21 protein-coding genes are annotated in these 18,912 nt (G+C 50.7%); 5 read left to right on the forward strand and 16 right to left on the reverse strand.

Annotated features, from left to right (window positions below; genetic code table 11):
• Positions 1 to 42: 42 nt before the first annotated feature.
• The 5 genes from HRH59_RS13400 to HRH59_RS13415 all read right to left on the reverse strand — a co-directional run bounded on the left by HRH59_RS13400 (position 43) and on the right by HRH59_RS13415 (position 6,191).
• Positions 43 to 2,922, reverse strand: coding sequence for an insulinase family protein (locus HRH59_RS13400; RefSeq protein ID WP_173501785.1), 2,880 nt, complete (start codon positions 2,920 to 2,922; stop codon positions 43 to 45).
• 160 nt (positions 2,923 to 3,082) lie between these two features.
• A complete protein-coding gene (locus HRH59_RS13405; protein WP_173501786.1) occupies positions 3,083 to 4,552 on the reverse strand; it encodes a hypothetical protein in 1,470 nt (489 codons plus the stop codon).
• A gap of 143 nt (positions 4,553 to 4,695) precedes the next feature.
• The gene (locus tag HRH59_RS19195) at positions 4,696 to 5,235 is read right to left on the reverse strand and encodes a ZIP family metal transporter (protein ID WP_218573522.1); all 540 of its coding nucleotides are present in this window, start codon (positions 5,233 to 5,235) and stop codon (positions 4,696 to 4,698) included.
• Between the two features lie 21 nt (positions 5,236 to 5,256).
• Positions 5,257 to 5,586, reverse strand: a complete 330-nt coding sequence (locus HRH59_RS19200) for a hypothetical protein (RefSeq protein WP_218573523.1) — start codon at positions 5,584 to 5,586, stop codon at positions 5,257 to 5,259.
• The gene (locus HRH59_RS13415; protein ID WP_173501787.1) at positions 5,583 to 6,191 is read right to left on the reverse strand and encodes a superoxide dismutase; all 609 of its coding nucleotides are present in this window, start codon (positions 6,189 to 6,191) and stop codon (positions 5,583 to 5,585) included. Before HRH59_RS13415 ends, HRH59_RS19200 begins: the two co-directional genes overlap by 4 nt.
• 97 nt (positions 6,192 to 6,288) lie before the next feature.
• Between HRH59_RS13415 and HRH59_RS13420 the strand changes: the two genes are divergently transcribed.
• Positions 6,289 to 6,750, forward strand: coding sequence for a hypothetical protein (locus tag HRH59_RS13420; protein WP_173501788.1), 462 nt, complete (start codon positions 6,289 to 6,291; stop codon positions 6,748 to 6,750).
• A 34-nt stretch (positions 6,751 to 6,784) separates the two neighbouring features.
• On the forward strand, positions 6,785 to 7,153 hold the full coding sequence (locus tag HRH59_RS13425) for a hypothetical protein (protein ID WP_173501789.1): 369 nt from the start codon (positions 6,785 to 6,787) through the stop codon (positions 7,151 to 7,153).
• 9 nt (positions 7,154 to 7,162) lie between these two features.
• Here HRH59_RS13425 and bfr (HRH59_RS13430) read toward each other — a convergent pair whose 3' ends face one another.
• Both bfr (HRH59_RS13430) and bfr (HRH59_RS13435) read right to left on the reverse strand, forming a co-directional pair.
• Complete coding sequence (gene bfr / locus HRH59_RS13430; RefSeq protein ID WP_173501790.1) at positions 7,163 to 7,630, reverse strand: bacterioferritin; 468 nt, start codon at positions 7,628 to 7,630, stop codon at positions 7,163 to 7,165.
• A complete protein-coding gene (bfr, locus tag HRH59_RS13435; RefSeq protein ID WP_173501791.1) occupies positions 7,631 to 8,104 on the reverse strand; it encodes a bacterioferritin in 474 nt (157 codons plus the stop codon).
• Between the two features lie 269 nt (positions 8,105 to 8,373).
• On the opposite strand from bfr (HRH59_RS13435), the gene HRH59_RS13440 reads away from it, so the two are divergent.
• Positions 8,374 to 9,876, forward strand: coding sequence for a S10 family peptidase (locus HRH59_RS13440; protein ID WP_173501792.1), 1,503 nt, complete (start codon positions 8,374 to 8,376; stop codon positions 9,874 to 9,876).
• Between the two features lie 82 nt (positions 9,877 to 9,958).
• Here HRH59_RS13440 and HRH59_RS13445 read toward each other — a convergent pair whose 3' ends face one another.
• Entirely contained in the window at positions 9,959 to 10,351 is a 393-nt protein-coding gene (locus HRH59_RS13445; RefSeq protein WP_173501793.1) for a RidA family protein, read from the reverse strand.
• Between the two features lie 191 nt (positions 10,352 to 10,542).
• Between HRH59_RS13445 and HRH59_RS13450 the strand changes: the two genes are divergently transcribed.
• Positions 10,543 to 11,139 carry a TetR/AcrR family transcriptional regulator gene (locus tag HRH59_RS13450; RefSeq protein WP_218573524.1) on the forward strand — a complete coding sequence of 199 codons (597 nt, stop codon included), beginning with the start codon at positions 10,543 to 10,545 and terminating at the stop codon, positions 11,137 to 11,139.
• A gap of 12 nt (positions 11,140 to 11,151) precedes the next feature.
• On the opposite strand, the gene HRH59_RS13455 is transcribed toward HRH59_RS13450, so the two are convergent.
• From HRH59_RS13455 to HRH59_RS13465, 3 genes are all read right to left on the reverse strand, one after another.
• Positions 11,152 to 12,012, reverse strand: a complete 861-nt coding sequence (locus HRH59_RS13455; RefSeq protein ID WP_173501794.1) for a DMT family transporter — start codon at positions 12,010 to 12,012, stop codon at positions 11,152 to 11,154.
• A 71-nt stretch (positions 12,013 to 12,083) separates the two neighbouring features.
• Positions 12,084 to 12,383: a hypothetical protein gene (locus HRH59_RS13460; RefSeq protein WP_173501795.1), complete on the reverse strand. Its 300-nt coding sequence runs from the start codon at positions 12,381 to 12,383 to the stop codon at positions 12,084 to 12,086.
• Positions 12,380 to 13,150, reverse strand: a complete 771-nt coding sequence (locus HRH59_RS13465) for a hypothetical protein (protein ID WP_173501796.1) — start codon at positions 13,148 to 13,150, stop codon at positions 12,380 to 12,382. The genes HRH59_RS13460 and HRH59_RS13465 overlap by 4 nt, the downstream gene beginning before the upstream one ends.
• A gap of 236 nt (positions 13,151 to 13,386) precedes the next feature.
• Here HRH59_RS13465 and HRH59_RS13470 point away from each other — a divergent pair, with 236 nt between their 5' ends.
• Entirely contained in the window at positions 13,387 to 14,019 is a 633-nt protein-coding gene (locus tag HRH59_RS13470) for a hypothetical protein (protein ID WP_173501797.1), read from the forward strand.
• Positions 14,020 to 14,031: 12 nt separating this feature from the next.
• Here HRH59_RS13470 and HRH59_RS13475 read toward each other — a convergent pair whose 3' ends face one another.
• From HRH59_RS13475 to HRH59_RS13495, 5 genes are all read right to left on the reverse strand, one after another.
• A complete protein-coding gene (locus HRH59_RS13475; RefSeq protein WP_173501798.1) occupies positions 14,032 to 14,442 on the reverse strand; it encodes an ExbD/TolR family protein in 411 nt (136 codons plus the stop codon).
• Complete coding sequence (locus HRH59_RS13480; protein WP_173501799.1) at positions 14,443 to 15,171, reverse strand: MotA/TolQ/ExbB proton channel family protein; 729 nt, start codon at positions 15,169 to 15,171, stop codon at positions 14,443 to 14,445. It lies immediately after the preceding gene.
• Positions 15,171 to 15,896, reverse strand: coding sequence for an energy transducer TonB (locus tag HRH59_RS13485; RefSeq protein WP_173501800.1), 726 nt, complete (start codon positions 15,894 to 15,896; stop codon positions 15,171 to 15,173). Before HRH59_RS13485 ends, HRH59_RS13480 begins: the two co-directional genes overlap by 1 nt.
• Before the next feature lie 68 nt (positions 15,897 to 15,964).
• A complete protein-coding gene (locus tag HRH59_RS13490; protein ID WP_173501801.1) occupies positions 15,965 to 18,268 on the reverse strand; it encodes a TonB-dependent hemoglobin/transferrin/lactoferrin family receptor in 2,304 nt (767 codons plus the stop codon).
• Between the two features lie 22 nt (positions 18,269 to 18,290).
• Positions 18,291 to 18,911 (reverse strand): EF-hand domain-containing protein, encoded by a 621-nt coding sequence (locus tag HRH59_RS13495; protein WP_173501802.1) that lies wholly within the window; start codon positions 18,909 to 18,911, stop codon positions 18,291 to 18,293.
• Position 18,912: the final 1 nt, after the last annotated feature.

Below are 18,912 nucleotides of genomic sequence, written 5' to 3' on the forward strand. Positions count from 1 at the left end.
GCCACCTCCTATGGAGGTGGATTTTTACTTAGCGGTGCCGGCTTACTGCTTTTTCATCTGCTGATGAAAGGCGGCAATGTCGGTTACTTTTGTCTGGCCGGGTAAATCGGCAAACGGCTGGTCGCGGAACTTAGTACCCCGCATTTGCACCGAAATGCGCGGCGCTTTGGCGTTTAACATGGTTTCGTGGTAAAACGCTTTTACATCGGCCAGGCTAACCTGCTCAACGGCCGCAATTAACTGCAGCTTGCTGTCAAAACTGAACTTCTCACGATACCAGTCGGTAATTAACGGCCCTACTTCATCCTGCAGGTTCTTTGGCGGCTCTTTTAATGTAACCAAAGTACTGGCTTTTAACTGTGCAAACGCTTCTTCAGTTAAAGCATCCAGTTCTTTGGCGTACTGTTGTTTAAATAAATCAAACCGTGCCTGCATATCGGCCACACCTTTTACCGGCGTTTGGATATACATAGCAAAGCCGACATAATCTTCCAACTGCATGGCTGTACCGCCTACCGCATAGGCTAACTGCTCTTCTGTGCGCAGTTTGTCAAAAGCGACATTGCTGAAATGGCTTTTCAACACGGTGGCGCGGGCTAACTGAGCGTAAGACGGCTCGGGGTGTACGTGTACATCAACCAGCGCTACATCGGCCACATCAATGTCTTTTTGCAGCACCAGGGTGTCACCAGGTGCCGGTTGCCAGTAAGCGGTGCGGCTGTATGGCAGTTCGCTACGCTGTGCCGGCAAAGCGCGGTTTACTGTAGCCACCACCTGTTCTACCGCCGCCTTATCGTAGTTACCAAAAGCAAAAATACGCAGTTGGTTTTGCGCCAGCGTAGTATTGATAAACGCCTGCAGCTCGTCTGCGGTTAAGGCATTTGCCGTTGCCACTAACTGCTCTGTTTCATAATTACCGTTACGAACCAGGCTGTTGTAAGCATTAAAGGCCTGATAAAACGGGAATTGCTTCGCCTGATTTTGCAAACCGCGCACATAGCGATCTTTGGCCTGAGCAAAGCTTTGCACGTCGCTGTTCAGCGTTAAACCGGCCAGCGCCTGTTGCAACAGCTGTGGTTGTTTGTCAGTAAAACCGGCCACCGTCAGCGCCATACCGCTGCCGGCAGTCAGGCGTAATTGCATGCCGGCAATATCGGCTTCTGTAGCCAGAGCGCTTTGCTGCAGGTTATATAAATCGTGCCACAGCGCCAGTAACACTTTGGCTTTTATGTCTTGTTGCGGTGCTTTGGTGTTAAAGAAGATTTCCAGCACACCACGCGGCTGATCGGCAAACTGCTGGCTGGGATATAACCAAGCGCTGATACCGTCTTGTTGCAGCACTAACTCCGGCTTTTGCTGTGCCTGTGGCGCTTTAACGGCAAAGTTTTCCGGTAGTAAGCGGTTTACCGCCGGCAGTGTCAGGGCCAGTTGCGGGCTTTGTTGCCAGCTTTGCTGCTCTTCCGCGCTGATATCAGCAATTTTGTACTTGCCGTCATAAAAATGCAGGCTGCTGTTATGCGGCTCTTGCTTGCTGATATACCACACCCGCAGGCGCTCTGGCGTTAGTTGCGCCAATACATCCTGTATGGCTGCCGCGTCAAAACGCTGATAGTAGAAGGGGGCATTAACAGCGTTGCGCGCCGGTACTTTTTGCATCGCATCGGCGAGGTTAGACACATAGCCAAACTCATCGCCTTTTTCCAAAAAGCGGAATTGGTTATTCAGGCTGGTTTGTATCTCGCTGAAGTATTTACTGTCCACGCCCTGGCGTTTTACCAGTTCGATGTACTGCATAATAGTTGCCACTATACCTTCGCGCGCTTGCATGCCGGCATCGGTCAGCTCAACATCAATACTTAACGAGCCATAGTTGCCGTATAAGTCCGGCGTGGCACTGACGTTAAGCTTTGAAATCAACCCCATGGCTTTTAGCTGCTCAGCCGGCGTGCCCGGCATTTCAGAACCCAGCAGGTAGCTGATAAACTCATTCGGTTTAGCGGCAAAACGCTCAGTGTTATTGGCGATGGTAAAATCCAGCCGCAGCTGTTTTACATCCTGGTTCGGCACATAATGAATACGTTTTCCGCCTAAACGGCTAAAATCTAACTCTGCCGTAACGCCGGGCTTTTCAATGTTTTTGTTTTCAATACTGCTGAAATGTTTTACCGCCAATTGTTCCATCTCACGCAGCGGTAAATTACTCAGCAGCGCCACTTTCATAATATTGGCTGAATAGTACTTTTGGTAAAACGCTACGGTTTCCGGGTGTAACTTGCTGTCCTCCTTATCGCCGAGTGTTTCCAGGTTACCGATTAAAAACCGGTTAGCCGGGTGGCTACCCATCATGCTGCGCGATAAATTGTACTGACCAAAAAAGTCCATCTCACGGCGCATTGACCACTCAGCATTAACCGCAATTTTCTCTTTATCGGTGTACTCCGGATACAGCTTGGGCGCTTTAAAAAAGTCTGAAAAGCGGTCTAATGCTTCGTCGTAAGCGCCGTTGTTTACCTTAAACATATAGTTGGTAATATCGAGCCAGGTATAGGCATTTTGCGCACCGCCATTGGCAGTCATAAACTCGCTGTAGCCCTTGGTATCCGGGTAGCGCTCGGTGCCCAAAAACAGCATATGCTCTAAATAATGCGCCATGCCCTGCTGGCTCATCGGGTCTTGTAATAACCCCACACCAACACTTAAAGCGGCAGCAGATTTTTCGGCTGTTGGATCCGATACCAGCATCACTTCCAGTTTATTCGGCAGCACCAGGGTTTTATAAGCGCGGTTGTCATTCGGGCTTACCAACACCTGGCCCTGCAGCTGTTGCTGTGCAGCTTGCGCATCAGCAGACATACCGCGTTCGCCGGCACAGCCGGTTAGTACAGCCAGCGCTACAGCGCTGATAACAAATAGTTTTTTCATCTTAATACCTGTGAACAAACAAAGAATGAGGGTAAGTTTACTTTAATGTAATGAATTGATGCTCTGGCTGCCAGTAAAGGCTGCAGCAGGATTGTAATAAAATGTGTCGGTAGCCTGACAGGGCGTCAGGCTACCTTAGATAAGGCATAAAAGCCGGCTGTTATTCGTTACACGCTACCCAGCTTTGACCTTCATCAGTGCTACAGGTTTTAATGTACGTACCATCGGCTTGATATTGCAGTTTTTCCCACGGCCGATCGGAGAACTTATCCACTTGCACACGGTTAGCTGTTCGATCGTCGGTAGATCTTTTATGCCAATAGCTAACATCCAACAATACTGTGTCATTAAACTTATAACCGCTGTTGTTCAGGTAGGATATTAAATCGGCAAAATCTAACTCACCGGCTTTATCCTGCAAGTCATTCCAGTGCGCAAACAGCTGGTATTCTGCTTTGTCTTTAGCAACATCTAATCTGGTGTAATAGTGAATACCCGCTTCCACGTAGTCAACACTAAAGCTGCTGCCTCCGGCACTGCCAAAATCGTTATTGTTACATTCAGCCACTGTTGCTGCTGCAGTGGCATTACCACTACCTGACAGGCCATAAGTTACGCCACTTTTAATCACAGATACGGCTTCAATATTAGAGCATGTGTACTCCGCGCCATCACCGCCGTAGCTGTAAATATCTTTTGTCTGGCTTAACATACCGTCACCCCAAGCTACATCTGTATGCTCACGCAAATAAATATCGCGCACCACTTCCGTCAGCTCGTCATTCATTTTTACCAGCTCAGTGCTGTAGCCGCTATTAAATGACAGCATAGTGTCGCGATACCAGGCCTGTGGGTAAGCATTGTTGTTATCTATGTCGCTACCCTGATAAAACTGATTGCGGATATAAGTGGCATCTGGATATTGTTGCTTCAATTGCTGCTTGTAGGCAAAAGTGGCTTTTAAGCCTTTAACGATACTTTGCGCCAACTGGTAACTTGGCTCATCGTCAGCGGCAATAAAGTCGGCAAAAATCTTATCTGCGGTAATATTATATTTGTCTACTGTAGTACGAATAATGTCATCAATCTCATGACGGATCTGTGCAGCCAATTCACTTTTGGCTTTTAGCGCGGCACACGATAATTGCTGCTGCCCGCTGTCGGATAACTGCGCCTGTACCTGTTGCCATAATACCGATGTTAACGGCGAGATATGTCGTAAAGCGGCTTCATTTAACGGCTGAAACTGCGCCGGCCTGGCCATTTGATAGGCTTCGGTTACTTCGCCGCTGTCTTCGTCTATTGCACCTACCGGCACATCAACGTACAAGGTAGCGTAAGTTACGCATTCACGCTGGGCAGCCGTCAGCTCCAGAGCATAGTCACCGGCCTGGATTGATACAGTAGAAGGCTCAGCTTCATCCAACACGCCATTACCGTTAATGTCCAGCCATACTTTAGCACCACTGACATAACCGTCGATAACTTTGCCATTGAGCAACGATGTTGCAACCGGTTCAGGCACAACAGCCCCTGAATTATCACTGCTGCTACCGCCACCACAAGCTGCCAAACCGCAGGCCAGCGATACGACCAGTGCTGCTTTAAAAGCGTTATATTTAACTTCCATGCTAATTCCGTAAGTTAATGTAAAAGAATAATTTTTAGCAGCATATATTCATTCCACATTAAAAAATAAGCAATGTTTTTATTTAAAAAAAGCAAATTAATTACATAAATACTTTAGCAGTAACAATAGTGCCTGTTTTCATATCAACCCAAGCCGGTATCCAATAGCATCATTAAGACAAAGCCCAACATTAAACCATTGGTCGCCGCCAGTTCATGGCCCTGACGATGTGATTCGGGGATCATTTCATGGCTTATAACAAACAACATAGCGCCTGCAGCCAGTGCCAGGCCCCAGGGCAACAACAGGCTGGACTCGCCCAACACGGCCGCACCAATAATCGCCATCACCGGCTCGGTTAAACCGGACAACACGGCTATGCCCACCGCAAGTGCGCGGCTATAGCCCACCGCCAACAAGGCCATCGCTACCACCAGGCCCTCGGGAATATCTTGCACAGAAATGCCGGTAGCCAGGGCCGTGGCTGCGGCAGTGTCGCCGCTAGCAAAAGAAGCCCCTATGGCCAGGCCTTCGGGAATATTATGCAGCGCTATGGCAAACACAAATAACCAGCTGCGGCGTAAGGTTTGACCACGCAGCCGGTCCTCAGCTTTAATAAAATGCTGATGCGGCACCAAACGTTCCAGCAACAACATAAAAGCCCCACCAAGTAAAATGGCCAATGCTACACTGCCGGAGCTGTACTAGGGTGCAGTGCCGCCAGCGGTTAGTAACGCCAACGCAGGAACAATTAAGGAAAACATACAAGCGGCCAGCATAACGCCGGCACCAAAGCCCAACATCACATCATGCAGCTTTTGCGATAAACGCCGCATAAACAGTGCCGGCACTGCGCCGGCAGCGGTAGCGGCTGCAGCTATCATACCGGCATAAAAGGCATAACCTACCTGAGGTTGTTGTTGCAGCAATAGTAGCAACTGCTGCAAACCATAACCCGCACCCAGTAACACAATGGCCGCGCCGGCAAACTTACGGCCGCCGAACCCGGGGGATTGCAACAACGACAGCTTCATACCTGCTCCGAATACCACTGTGCAACCTGTGGCCAGTTAATTACATTAAAAAAGGCCGCCACATAGTCCGGCCGTTTATTTTGGTACTGCAAATAGTAGGCATGCTCCCATACGTCTAATCCCAGTATAGGTGTTAAACCATCCATCAACGGGCTGTCCTGGTTGGCGCTGCTGCTTACTTGTAGCTGGTCTTGCTGATCCACCACCAACCAGGCCCAACCACTGCCAAACCGGCTTAGTGCGGCCTGAATAAACTGCTGCTTAAATTCGGCAAAACTGCCAAAACGTAGCTGTATTGCCTGAGCCAATTTCCCGGCCGGCTCGCCGCCGCCTTCCGGCGCCATTACCTGCCAAAACAAACTGTGGTTAGCATGACCGCCGCCATGGTTACGCACAGCTTGTTGCAAAGCTTCTGGCAGTGTATGTATTTCGCGCAGTAAACGCGTTAACGACCAGTCAGTATAGGCGCTGCCTTGCAGCGCCGCATTTAAGCCGTTGACATAAGTTTGATGATGGCGGCTGTGGTGGATTTGCATGGTTAACGCATCAAGATGGGGTTCCAGTGCCGTATAAGCATAGGGTAAGTCCGGCAGAGTAAAAGACATGGTGCACTCCTTAATTTATTAATGATAACCATTATCATTTGCATTTAAGGGAAAAACAAGCCATATTTTTAAGCGAACTTCTGACAGGATGAAGAATATGGATGCGATTGAACATTGGAAACACATTATCCGCCAGGCCAATAGCGCTTTTGCCCACGACCACTACGCCCTGGCTGCCGACTTATACCGCCAGGCCACATTTATGCTGGCACAAAGCTGGCCACAACACGAAGCGCAACTGGCAAGAGCGACGGTGCCGCGCGGCGAAGACGGCACCGCCCTACTGATTATCTGCCTATCGATCAGTGTGCAAAACCTGGCGCAAACTTACGCCAGGCAACAACGTTGGCGCCGCTGTCTAAGCACGTTAAACCGCGCCTTGCAGCAGGTAATACAGCTGCAACAACAAATACCGCCGGCGCATCCGGCCAATATCGCCCTGCTGCGGGAAAGCTGTAATCTGCGCCGCGAGCTGTGCCGCTTTAGTCAGTTGGCCGCGCCAGCGCTACAGGACAAGATATTCTGTCATGCGTTACCGGTGTCACATGCTTTGCATTAATGCAGCTTAATATTCAAAACGGAGATAAATGCTTATGCTGATCAACACCGCGCTGTGGCAGGATTTCAGCCGTCTGAGCAGGCTGTTAAAGCAAAGTGATGTGCAGCCTTGTGACTACTACCGGCTGGTGTCTGACTATTGCGGCTGCTGTTGCCGGCTGGCCACCCAATTGGCATTGCAACGTAACAGCCTGTTGCAGGAATGGTGCTTGCGCTATGCCTTATTTACTCTGGCCGACGCAGCGACAGATGCCGGCCATAGCGACGATCAAAAACGACTGTGTTTGGATATGCTGTATATGCCGCTGACAGCCCTTACCAGACTGTACCGCTGTCAGCCGGAGGGCAAAGCTGAACTGGCAGCGCTACATGCAAAACTGAAGTATTGTTTTGCATGTAGCTAAAAGCACCTGTTACATCTGCGATTGCAGATAGTTGGGCAGGCCCAGCAGTTTAATCAGGTTAAGCTGTTGCTCCAGCCAATGGGCGTGGTCAACTTCTGTATCATCCAATAACTGCTGCAACATAGCGCGGGTAACGTAGTCCTGCTGTTGCTCACACAATGCCATGGTTTGCTTTAGCAGCTTTTGCACCGTGTATTCCACATTTAAGTCATTTTGCAGCATGGCCGGTACATCTTTGCCAACGTGAATAGCATCACGCTTGCTCATATCCGGCACACCTTCTAAGAAGATTATGCGTTCAATAAGTTTGGAAGCATGGCCTTTTTCGTCGTCGAATTCATGATCGATACGCTCGAACAGCTTATGCAAACCCCAGTCGTGATACATCCGTGAGTGAATAAAGTACTGATCCATCGCAGCCAGCTCATTCGCTAACAGCACATTCAGCGCATCAATAATGGTTTTATTGCCTTTCATTTACTCGCCTCCCAGCTGTGCCTGCAGGTAATTTGCCAGCCCCATAATACTAATTTGATGCTGTTGCGTTTCCAGCCAGTCAAGGTGCTCTTCTTCGTATTCCAGCATTTCTGTCAGCATATCGCGGCTGACATAATCCTGTTCCGTTTCGCACAGCGCGATAGTCGCGCGTAACAACGGCAACTGTTCAATTTGAAAATCCATATCGCACTGCAGCATTTCTTCACTGTCTTCACCAATACGCAGCTTACCCAGCGCCTGCAAATTCGGCAGGCCTTCCAGCATTAAAATGCGCTCTATCAGCTCATCGGCTTGCTTCATATCTTTAATCGACTTTTTGTAGCACGCGTCGTTCAGCGCTTTTAAACCACGGTTTTTATAAATACGGGCGTGTAAAAAATATTGATTAATCGAGGTTAATTCGGCTGTCAGCACCTCGTTTAGTTTTGACAGCACCTGTGGATTGCCTTTCATTGCGTGAACCTTTTTATGCGGCGGAAAATATGCCGACAAGTATAGCGCAAGATGGCGGAACTGGCAAAATTATGTTTAAATTCAATATCATACTACTGATAACAATTCGCGTTATTAACTTGTTTCGCTTCCCGCTTTCGCGACTGTATATGGCAGCGTTTTTTCGTTACCTGGTCTCAAGCCTTTTGTATTCAGCTGTTTTTTAGGCTACCTTTTTGCGCTACCGCGTACAGCTATAATACTTTTTATAATAATAATCCGGGGGTCCGATGAAACTACTGCAATCTTTCGCTCTGCTGATCTTACTAAGCAGCACGGCGTTAATGGCCACAGAGCGCCAGATAGAAATTGACAGCTCTGTGGTAAGCGAGCATAAAACCGAAGTAAACGGTAAGCGCTTCAGCTACAGCGCTACAACCGGTACCCAGCCGGTATGGGATGAAGAAGGCAACCCTACCGCCACCTTGTTTTATACCTACTACCAGCGCAGTGATATTAAAGATCGCAGTAAGCGCCCGTTACTTATTTCTTTTAACGGCGGCCCGGGCTCGGCCTCGGTATGGATGCATGTCGCTTACACCGGCCCTAAAGTTTTAAATGTCGACGACGAAGGTTATCCGCTGCAGCCTTATGGCGTAAAAACCAACCCTTATTCGGTATTGGATGTCGCTGACATCGTGTTTGTTAATCCGGTAAATACCGGTTACTCACGTGTGTTGCCGGGCAAAGACGGCAAAATGCCGTCAAAAGAGCAGCAGCAAAAAATGTTTTTTGGCGTCAATGCCGACGTAAAGTACCTGGCTGAATGGGTTAATACTTTTGTCACGCGCAATGAACGTTGGCAGTCACCGAAGTTTTTAATCGGTGAAAGCTACGGTACTACCCGGGTATCCGGCCTGGCACTGGCCCTGCAAAACCAGCAGTGGATGTATTTAAACGGCGTAGTGCTGGTGTCACCAACAGAGCTTGGGATCAAGCGTGAAGGTCCGGTTGAAGCAGCTAACCGCCTGCCATATTTTGCTGCCACAGCCTGGTACCACAACAAACTGGCAAGCGAGCTGCAACAAAAAGACTTATACGACATTCTGCCGGAAGTAGAACAATTTACCTTAAACCAGTACTTGCCGGCGCTGGCCAAGGGTAATGCCATCAGCGACGAGGAGAAGCAACGTATAGCTCAGCAGGTAGCCCGCTATTCCGGCTTGTCACTGCAGGCGGTATTGCAAAACAATCTGGATATTCCTACTAATTACTACTGGAAAGAGCTGCTGCGTGATCGCGGCCAAACCGTCGGCCGGCTGGATTCACGCTACTTAGGCATTGATAAACGCGACGCTGGCGACCGCCCAGACTACAATGCAGAGCTAACCTCTTGGTTACACTCATTTACCCCGGCCATTAACTACTACCTGCGTAACGAGCTGAACTACAAAACCGACATTAAATACAATATGTTTGGCCCGGTGCATCCGTGGGACAGAAGTGATGACAACACCGGCGAAAACCTGCGCCAGGCGATGGCACAAAACCCTTACTTAAAGGTGTTAACCCAGTCAGGTTATTATGACGGCGCTACCAACTATTTCGACGCAAAATACAATATGTGGCAGTTAGACCCCAGCGGCAAAATGAAGCACCGCCTTAGCTTTAAAGGCTACCGCAGCGGCCATATGATGTATCTGCGCGCTGAGGATTTACAGAAATCTAACGACGATTTGCGCCAGTTTATCTTAGATGCCATCCCGGCCGAAGGCGTTGCTGCCAAGTATTGAGCATGCAGCTAATGACATAACAAAATCCCTGCTTCGGCAGGGATTTTTCATTATGACGCGATGACTATGCTACAACAGCGTGCTATGACGGGATACGTGCAATAACCTTGATTTCAAAATCAAAGCCGGCCAACCAGGTAACACCAACAGCAGTCCAGTTTGGGTAAGGCTTAGCAGGAAACACTTTTTGCTTCACCTGCATAATGCTCTCAAACTGATTTTGCGGGTCGGTGTGAAAGGTCGTGACATCCACAATGTCATCCAATGTACAACCTGCTGCTGCCAGTGTGGCCTGCAGGTTGTCAAATGCCAGTTCAACCTGGCGGGCAAATTCAGGTTCCGGGCTGCCATCGGCACGGCTGCCTACCTGACCGGACACAAACAACAGATCGCCGGAACGAATAGCCGCTGAATAGCCGTGCTCCTCATAAAGTGCATGCCGGTTGGCCGGGAAAATAGCTTCGCGTTGTGACATAGGTATACTCTCTTTGCTTAATAACAACCGACAAATACAACAAAGTGCTGTCAGGGCTTCACAAACTGCAACGACATCTGCTATATGGTAACCTTACAAAGCAAAACATACGCTGCGTATGTCAAATTATAATTATACGAGACGTATGTCAAATTAATATACGCCCCGTATATGATGTTGAGGATAAATAATTGAACAAACGCGCCACAACTATGGCGGATAACCGCGCCAGGCTGATATCTGCAGCCAGAAAAGCTTTTGCCGAAAAAGGCTATGCCGCAGCTTCTATGGATGAGTTGACGGCAGCAGCGGGCTTAACGCGGGGCGCGCTGTATCACAATTTTGGCGACAAGCGTGGGCTGCTGGCAGCGGTGGTCGACCAGATTGACTCCGACATGGCGCAGCGCGCACAACAAATTGCGGCGGCAGAAACCGATAGCTGGCAAGGCTTACTGGCTGAAGGCGCGGCCTATATCCGCATGGCGCTGGAGCCTGAGGTACAACGTATTGTATTACTTGATGGCCCGGCAGTACTGGGCGATCCGTCACAATGGCCCAGCCAAAGCAGTTGTTTGCAGGCAACCCGGCAAAAATTAGAACTGTTGATTACGCAAGGTGTATTAAAACCTGTAGATACCGAGGCTGCCGCCAGGTTGCTAAGTGGTGCCGCGCTGAACGCCGCACTGTGGATTGCTGCCAGTGCCTCACCGGAAGCGGTTACTGCCAAAGCTGTTGAAGCCTTCCGGATGTTAGCATCCGGACTGCTAGCCCCGTCGGCAATTAAATAGTCTGCTGCAAGGCTAAAGGCGCTTAGCTGTCAGCACCACCAGCGCGATACCACCCAAAATCGCCAATGCTGCCAACAGCAAACGTAATGTAACCGGCTCTTGCAACAGTACTACACCACCAAGCGCTGCCAGCAAAGGTACACTTAATTGCACCGTTGCTGCAGTAGTAGCTTTAAGCAGCGGCAAAGCGCTGTACCAGATGGCATAGCCGACACCTGAGGTTAAAGCACCGGACAGCAACGCATAATAAACCCCGGTGCTGTCTAATGATACCCGGCTAAGTAACATCAGACTTAACAGCAACGCCATCGGCACCGTGCGGCTGAAATTACCGGCTGTAACCTGCAGAGGATCGCCGGCGCCTTTACCGCGCAACGAATACACACCCCAGGCGACACCGGCAGCAATCATCAACATAGCGCCGGTAAGAGGTGGTGCCGACAGCCCCGGCAATAACAGCCCGATTAGCCCCGAAAAGGCCAGTAGCAAACCCAGCCACTGTGCGGTTGTAAAACGCTCACCACGCCACAAACCAAACGCTATCATGCTGGTTTGCACCGCGCCAAACAGGATCAACGCCCCCACGCCGGTATTAAGTTGGATATAGGCAAAGGAAAACCCTGCAGCATAAACAAACAACGCCAGTGCCGATTGCCAATTACCATGCCCTGTCACTTTCACACTGTCACGGCGGTTTCTGTTACGCAGCACCACTAATACCCATAACACCACTGCGCCGGATAGCAGCCGGATAGTGGTAAAACTGGCAGCATCAATTTGGGTGTGCGCCAATGCCGCACGGCACAACAAGGAGTTACCGGCAAAAGCAACAAGTGCCAGCAGGGTTAACAACACAACACGGGTATAGGGCATTGAAAGGCCTCAGAAAACGAAATTCTCTGCAGCAGGCTAGCATTAAAATGACACGGTTTACATTGTGACCCTCAAACAAAATACTGCCACAGGTAAGCCAACAAGGTACCGAAGGCAATAACACCAACCACTCCAAACAACGGCAGCCAGGAGCGTTTTTGATCATCCACTTGCCCGGCATCAATCAGACGGTATGAAACCGCGCCAAGCACTGCAGTTACCAAAACAAAGCCGGCAATAGCAGCATACAAAGATCCGGTCTGCCACCAGATCACCGCAGCAGAAATTAAGCCGGCATACAGAAAAATCTCAAAAGACAGGTCCGCCAGAAAACGACGCAACCCCATGACAAAGCGAGAGGTTCCACTCATTTACAAAGGCCTTTTAAATTTATATTTTCCGGCTTAGCACAAAACTCTTTAATTGGTAGTGGCGCGGGTTCAACTTGTGACAAGGTCATTATTTCGGATACCCCTAACTCTAAGCCATGCACCAGTTCCAGCTCTTGTGGTGTTACAGAATTATCCGCCAACTTGTTATATCCCGGTGGCAAACCATCGGGTCTACCGGTTAAAACTGATTGAATAACTGCATCAAGCGATTTGTGTCCCTCAGCGATAGCCTTTATACCTGCTCCGTAAGACGCGATGCCGAAATTAGTAATTGCCACAGCAACTTTGGCACTGCCCGGCAGATTTTTATTGCCTAACTTTCCTCCCGTACTGGCATAATTGGTAAATTTTCCGCCCAAAAGACGACCGGCAATATCGGCTTTACGGTATTTAAAGTTATAACGAACAATGTCTGAAAGTATCGGCGTTTTACCCCCCGTAACTTTACCGGTAATTTCATCACGCAATGGCTGAGTAATTTTCCAGAGTTCATTTGCTCTGATGCTTGCAGCACCTTTGTGTCCGTGCCCCCACATTCCCATTTGCATCTGTAACTGAAATATTCCAATCCACCAAGTAATGGGATGGTTGTATCCACCTTTAATAAACCGACGCCAGCCGGCTTCGTTACTACCGGCAAAATTCGCAAGGAAACGATCTTTCTCTGTTTGTTCAACTTTCTGCAGAGATTCAACAAAATGTTGGATATCCTGTTTTTCGGATGCGTTTAAGCTAAGTGCAGACATAAATTCCTTTTTTCGATCACATAGAGACATTTAATTGAGCCGAATATTAAACATTTTGATAATTAATTGAAACAAATATAAGTCTGAAAGCGAAAACCAGCTTTCTGTCGATTCCACAGAAGGCATTAAACATGAGCTTGCTGCCCGAGACGATGTTGTTATGCTGCCCTCCCATGCCGGTTTGGCAAATTGCCAGCCTGGCTATACTGTATTTACCGCCACCACCGGATTTCTGTGTGAAACCATCTGTGCTTGCTGTGCTGTTACTGGTCTGTAGTTGTGCTTTGGCGCAACCGGTGCGTATTGGCATGCCGCTGGGTGACTCCGCACTCAGGCAAAAACTGCAGCGACAGCTGACGCAGGCTTATACCGGCCTGGGCTATCAGCCACAGTTTATTGCCCTGCCGTCGCAGCGACGCTTCCGGCTATTAAAAGACGGGCTGATTGATGCTGATTTGTTCCGCATTTGCCAATTAGATGAAACACACCCGGAACTGCTGGTGGTGCCGGTACCTTTGGATACCTTGCGGCTAAATGCCTACAGCTTATCGGCAGATAAGCTGGTTAACTGGCAACAGCGCAGCGATTTGCTGATAAGCCATATTCGTGGTTTTAAGATGGCAGAGCAGCAGGAATTTGCCGGAGTAAGGGTACTGGTTAGCAGTGACGAACAAGCTTTTGGCCTGATGTTGCAAGGCCGGGTGGAAATAGTGCTGGAAGACGGCCGCACCGCAGAGCGGTTTTTAACACAGCAGCCTGAATTGGCCGGTATTGCCAAGCAACAGGTGGCAGATTTTGACGTCTGCCATATCCTTAACCACAATTGGCAACCGCTGCTACCTGCGCTAACCCGGCAACTGCGGCAGTAAGCATATTGCCAGCTAATGTATCGGCTCAGTGACAAACCCCAGCCGGGTAATACCTAACTGCTGCGCCAGTGCCATGACCGTTAACACATGCTGGTATTCCACCGCTTTATCAGCCATTAATTGCAGCGGTGGCTGCTGTGGCATGGCGGCAACTTGCGTAAGCCGTTGTTGCAGTTGTGCAGCGGTTAGCGGCTCGCTGTTCCACTGCACTGTGCCATCGCGCAGTACGCTGATAGCGATACTTTCGGGTTGTGTCGTAGTGGGCTCTGCACTGGCCTGAGGTAACTCTACCAGCACCGATTGAGTTAATACCGGCATGGTGATCATAAAAATAATCAGCAGTACCAGCATCACATCAACCAGCGGTGTCATATTAATTTCACTGATGATGTCATCATCCGGCGAAGCAACAGAAAACGCCATTTACGCACTCTCCTGCTTATTGGTTAGCACACTGACATTGGCTTTGGGCGCAGCGCCGGTAAGAAAATAGGCGTGCAACTGATGAGCAAAGCGGTTAAGTCGGGTAATCACGCCTTTATTAGCGCGCTGCAAAGCGTTATAACCCAGCACCGCCGGTATCGCTACTGCCAGGCCTACTGCCGTCATGATCAGCGCTTCGCCAACCGGGCCGGCCACTTTATCAATACCCGCCTGGCCGGACACGCCAATACTGACCAGCGCATGATAAATGCCCCACACCGTGCCAAACAGGCCGATAAAGGGTGCAGTTGAGCCTACCGACGCCAACACCGGCAGGCCGCGCTGCAGTTGTTGTACGTTGTCATCAATAGCATTACGTAAGCAGGCACTTAGCCAGTCGTTTAAACTCAGTTGGCCGTGTAAATCGGCCTTATGCAGCCGGTGATGATCCACCGCCGCCTGACCTTCTTCAGCCAACATGCGATACGGGCTGGCACTGCTACCGGGCTGCAACAACTGCAAACCTTCGGCAAAACTTTGTGCGTGCCAAAAGTCACGCGAAGCGTTATTAGCCGGGCGCAGACGCCACAGCTGCAGGCTGCGCCAGATAATGACACTCCAGCTGGCCACCGACATTAACAGCAGTAAGATTGCAACGCCTTTAATCACCCAATCGCCCTGAGCCCACAGCGCTGCCATGCCGTACGGATTGTCAGTTAGTTGCGTCATTATTTCACTCCTTCGGTTAAGGAAAACTCTACCCGCTGACGGTAGCGGTAATCTATTGCTTTGCCGGCACGCTGTGCCGGTTGATAGCGCCAGTGCTGCACCGCCAGCAACGCTGCCTTGTCTAACCTGGCGTAACCACTGCTTTGCGCTAGGGTGACATCAGCTACCTTGCCGCTGGCCAGCACAGTCAGCTGCAGCACTACCGTGCCCTGCTCGCGCAGTTTGCGCGATAACTGCGGATACAGCGGTGGTGCATTATAGTGCGCCGAGGCATTCACTAACGGCGCCGATACCGGCACGGCTGCAGCCGCTGCGCTATGTTTGGTGGCCGCATTATCGGCAACAGTATCAACAACTGTGTCGGCAACAGTCGCCGTGTCAGCTAACGAGACAGGCTCTGGCTGACGTGCGGCTGCTGTTGCCGGCTGGACAGGTTTGGTTGCAGGCTTATCGGGCTTAGCTGATATTGCGTTGGGCTGCTTAACCGCGGCGGGTTTTGCCTGCGCCCTGGCAGGTTCAGGTTTAACTTCGGACTTATTTTCTGCTTCCCGCTTGTGCTTTGGCGGTGGCGACGACTGCGCTGCTACAGCTTGTGAGGCCGGCTGTTGCACAAATACGCCGGTTAACACTGGCGGCTGAGTTATTAGCGCACTGCTGTTATCCTCAGCAAGATACCAAAACAGCGGCAATAAATGTGCTGTTAATACCGTGCCCAGCGTCAGCAAAAAGCCCCCTGCTTTTACAGCAGGGGGAAGGCTGTGCGCCAGCGGTTGCATAGCGGCGGGAGAAAACATTAAAAGCTGTAGCTGATGGCCAGTTTGGCGTAACGGCCCGGTTCACTGTAACGCTGCAAACCTTCACCGCCCGGCAGTACACCGCCGCGCACACCACTGCCCACCCAATTAGTGACAAACCGCACCCGCTGCCATTGGTAATATTCTTCATCGAACAAGTTATAAATACCGGCACTTAAGCGCCACTGCGGGCTGATGTCAAAGTTGGCCATTAGATCAACTACGGTGTAACTGTCGGTCAGATACGGGTAGGTTGCGGCTTCACTGCCATCGGCGTTGTAAGCATCTTTGGCTTTCTTCGCCGCGCTGTGGGTAATATTCGCTGTCAGGTCCCAGTTGGCAGCATCGTAGCGCAGGCCCAATACGGCAGAGGCTGGGTTAACACTGCGCAGTGGCTCACCATCTTTGGTTTCGCCATCGTTATAGGACAGCGCCAGCCGCGAGCTAACGGCGTGGCTGATGCGCCAAGCTGCTTCCAGTTCTATACCTTTGACATCAGCTTCGCCGGTATTGGCCATAGTGGTATATTGGTTGCCCTGCGATTCAGTACAAACGCCGCGGAAGCAACTCTCGTAAACAGTATCGGGGTTTTGCAGCAATACTACGGTATCTATCATATCGCTGTAACGGTCATTAAATATCGATACGCCAAACAATACCGTGTCGGTTTGATAACGGTAACCGGCTTCCAGATTCAGGCTACGCTCGGCTTTTAGATCGGGGTTGGCGATACTGCTCCATAAGTCATCTACCACTATGCCGGTAGCCTGTTCGGTGCGGCTGATAAGCGACGTTGGCGAATACATTTCGGCTACCGTCGGCGCACGAAAGCCGCGCCCGGCCTGCAGCCAAACTTGCTGCGCGGTATCCAACTGATAAGTCAGATTGCTTTGCCAGGTAAAGGCGGAAAAATCGACATCAGCGACGGTTTGGGTGTTGTCACTGAACTGCTCGTCCAACTGCGGGCGGTATTTTAGTGCGTCAAAACGGCCGCCCAGGCTTAATGTCCAGCGCGGCGCCAGTTTAATAACGTCGCGGGCATACAGGCTTATTGCCGTTACGTCGGTTTCAGGCACCTGATCCGGGTCAATGACCGGCGGGCTGGCCAGCTCGCCGGTTTGGCCGATATAACGCCGGTCTATCGCAGAGTATTCCACTTTACGCTGTTCAACTGAGCCACCATACAGCCATTGCTGCTGCACAATGTTGCCAAACAGTTCTTTATCCAGTGCTACCGCCAGTTTCACTTGTTGTTGCTTAAAGTCGCGATCTTCACTGCGCAGACAAGGCGATACTTCGCCATTGCTTGCACCGCTGCAGCCGGTGGTCAGCATGGTGGTTAAACCATTGGTGTAATTGGACTGGTAATCCAGGGTGGCATTGACACTATCAGCAAAGGTTTGCGCCGCCAGCCACTCATACTGCAGACCAAAGCGCTTGCGCTCAATGTCATCATTGCCGCGGCGCAATAAATACACGCTATCCAGCCTGGATTGATTATCCAGCTCGCTACTTTGCGTAAAATATTCGCCGGTCCAGCCCAGTCGCTGAGCATCAGTTAACTGATACTGCAACTTAGCCAGCACGTTATCACTGCTGTAATCCAGCGGATCAGCAAGGGTGCGACCGGCACCGCTGATATTTTCGCCGGAGCGGGCGGTTTTGTTTTCTTCCCCGTCGCGGCGGGTGTACACCAGCAAAGATTCCAGCTTGCCGCTGCGGTTTGCCAGGGTGGTACTGAACGAGGTTTCATCATTTAAACCGCTGAAGCCGGCTTTTAGCCCAAGATGGCTGTCGTCGCCTTGTGGCCCAAGATAGTCAGCCGGATCTTTGGTAACAAACAATACCGCACCGGCCAAAGCACCGCTGCCGGCAGCAATGGCATCGGCACCTTTGATAATTTCAACCTGCTTTAACGCATCAATATCCACACCACCACGGGCAGAGCGGAAAAACTCATAGGCAACAAAGCTGGGCGGGTCCAGCGTTTCGCCCAGTGCTAAACCGTCGACGGTAATAGCAACCCGGTCGCCGTCCAGGCCGCGAATATTAAAGCCGTTGCTGCCAAAACGGCCCATATCGGTGGTGGTGACACCCGGTACAAAGCGCACCACATCGGCAATGTTTTGTGCCTGTTGTTGTTGTAGCTCAGCGGCACTAAGCTGCTGCGTTTGTTTGCTGTTGGCTGTTTGCGGTGCCTGCGCAGTTACCGATACGGTATCCAGCTCCGGGGTTGTGCTTTGTGCCAGCAGCGGCAAAGCAATAGCATGGCTAACAGCCAACGCCAATAAGGTGTACTGCATAGTAATACTCTCCTGCCGCGGTTTATTTGCTAAGCGCTGTGCGTTCAGTCACAGTGCGGCTAATCTGCTGGTCCAGCCGGTCGGCAAATTCACTGACATATTCGTCATAGCTCAGTGCACCATCGCGGTTAGTATCGACACCGGCAAACTGGGCGGCACGGCCTTGCTCATATTCGGCGCGGCTTACCCTGCCATCCTTGTTGCTGTCGTACATTGCCAGCATGCCCGCTACTGAGTGAGTGGTCGGCATTTGCAGCAGGCGTTCGCGCCGTGGCGGCGGGTTTTGCGCTTGTTGCTGGCTTTGCTCTGCCCTGGTTTGCTCAGAGCGCGTATCCTCGCCACGCGGCGCCGGCTTAGGATCGGCGGCAGATAACACGCCATCTTTATTGGTGTCCATACGGCTAAAGGCACTGTCGCCGGAGCGGCTAAACTCAACACGACTGATATAACCGTCTTCATCTTTATCCAGCGCATTAAAACGCACATGGGTTTGGCGTAAATGGCCGGCGCGTTCGGCAGAAAGTTGCTGTTGCTGCGCCTCGTCCAGCTGAAGCCTATCCGCACCAGCCTGGCTGCTGCAGGCGCTAAGGTAGGCACTGCTCAGCGCCAAAAATAACGTGGTGTATAAGTGTTGTTTGTTCATC

Origin of the sequence: Rheinheimera lutimaris (assembly GCF_013283795.1) — a bacterium.
In the GTDB taxonomy this organism is placed as follows: domain Bacteria; phylum Pseudomonadota; class Gammaproteobacteria; order Enterobacterales; family Alteromonadaceae; genus Alishewanella; species Alishewanella lutimaris.

Bases quoted from the DNA above. Each gene is read 5' to 3' on its own strand.
- HRH59_RS13400 (WP_173501785.1), bottom strand. From the start codon at position 2,922: ATGAAAAAACTATTTGTTATCAGCGCTGTAGCGCTGGCTGTACTAACC.
- HRH59_RS13405 (WP_173501786.1), bottom strand. From the start codon at position 4,552: ATGGAAGTTAAATATAACGCTTTTAAAGCAGCACTGGTCGTATCGCTG.
- HRH59_RS19200 (WP_218573523.1), bottom strand. From the start codon at position 5,586: ATGAAGCTGTCGTTGTTGCAATCCCCCGGGTTCGGCGGCCGTAAGTTT.
- HRH59_RS13415 (WP_173501787.1), bottom strand. From the start codon at position 6,191: ATGTCTTTTACTCTGCCGGACTTACCCTATGCTTATACGGCACTGGAA.
- HRH59_RS13420 (WP_173501788.1), top strand. From the start codon at position 6,289: ATGGATGCGATTGAACATTGGAAACACATTATCCGCCAGGCCAATAGC.
- HRH59_RS13425 (WP_173501789.1), top strand. From the start codon at position 6,785: ATGCTGATCAACACCGCGCTGTGGCAGGATTTCAGCCGTCTGAGCAGG.
- bfr (WP_173501790.1), bottom strand. From the start codon at position 7,630: ATGAAAGGCAATAAAACCATTATTGATGCGCTGAATGTGCTGTTAGCG.
- bfr (WP_173501791.1), bottom strand. From the start codon at position 8,104: ATGAAAGGCAATCCACAGGTGCTGTCAAAACTAAACGAGGTGCTGACA.
- HRH59_RS13440 (WP_173501792.1), top strand. From the start codon at position 8,374: ATGAAACTACTGCAATCTTTCGCTCTGCTGATCTTACTAAGCAGCACG.
- HRH59_RS13445 (WP_173501793.1), bottom strand. From the start codon at position 10,351: ATGTCACAACGCGAAGCTATTTTCCCGGCCAACCGGCATGCACTTTAT.
- HRH59_RS13455 (WP_173501794.1), bottom strand. From the start codon at position 12,012: ATGCCCTATACCCGTGTTGTGTTGTTAACCCTGCTGGCACTTGTTGCT.
- HRH59_RS13460 (WP_173501795.1), bottom strand. From the start codon at position 12,383: ATGAGTGGAACCTCTCGCTTTGTCATGGGGTTGCGTCGTTTTCTGGCG.
- HRH59_RS13465 (WP_173501796.1), bottom strand. From the start codon at position 13,150: ATGTCTGCACTTAGCTTAAACGCATCCGAAAAACAGGATATCCAACAT.
- HRH59_RS13475 (WP_173501798.1), bottom strand. From the start codon at position 14,442: ATGGCGTTTTCTGTTGCTTCGCCGGATGATGACATCATCAGTGAAATT.
- HRH59_RS13480 (WP_173501799.1), bottom strand. From the start codon at position 15,171: ATGACGCAACTAACTGACAATCCGTACGGCATGGCAGCGCTGTGGGCT.
- HRH59_RS13490 (WP_173501801.1), bottom strand. From the start codon at position 18,268: ATGCAGTACACCTTATTGGCGTTGGCTGTTAGCCATGCTATTGCTTTG.
- HRH59_RS13495 (WP_173501802.1), bottom strand. From the start codon at position 18,911: ATGAACAAACAACACTTATACACCACGTTATTTTTGGCGCTGAGCAGT.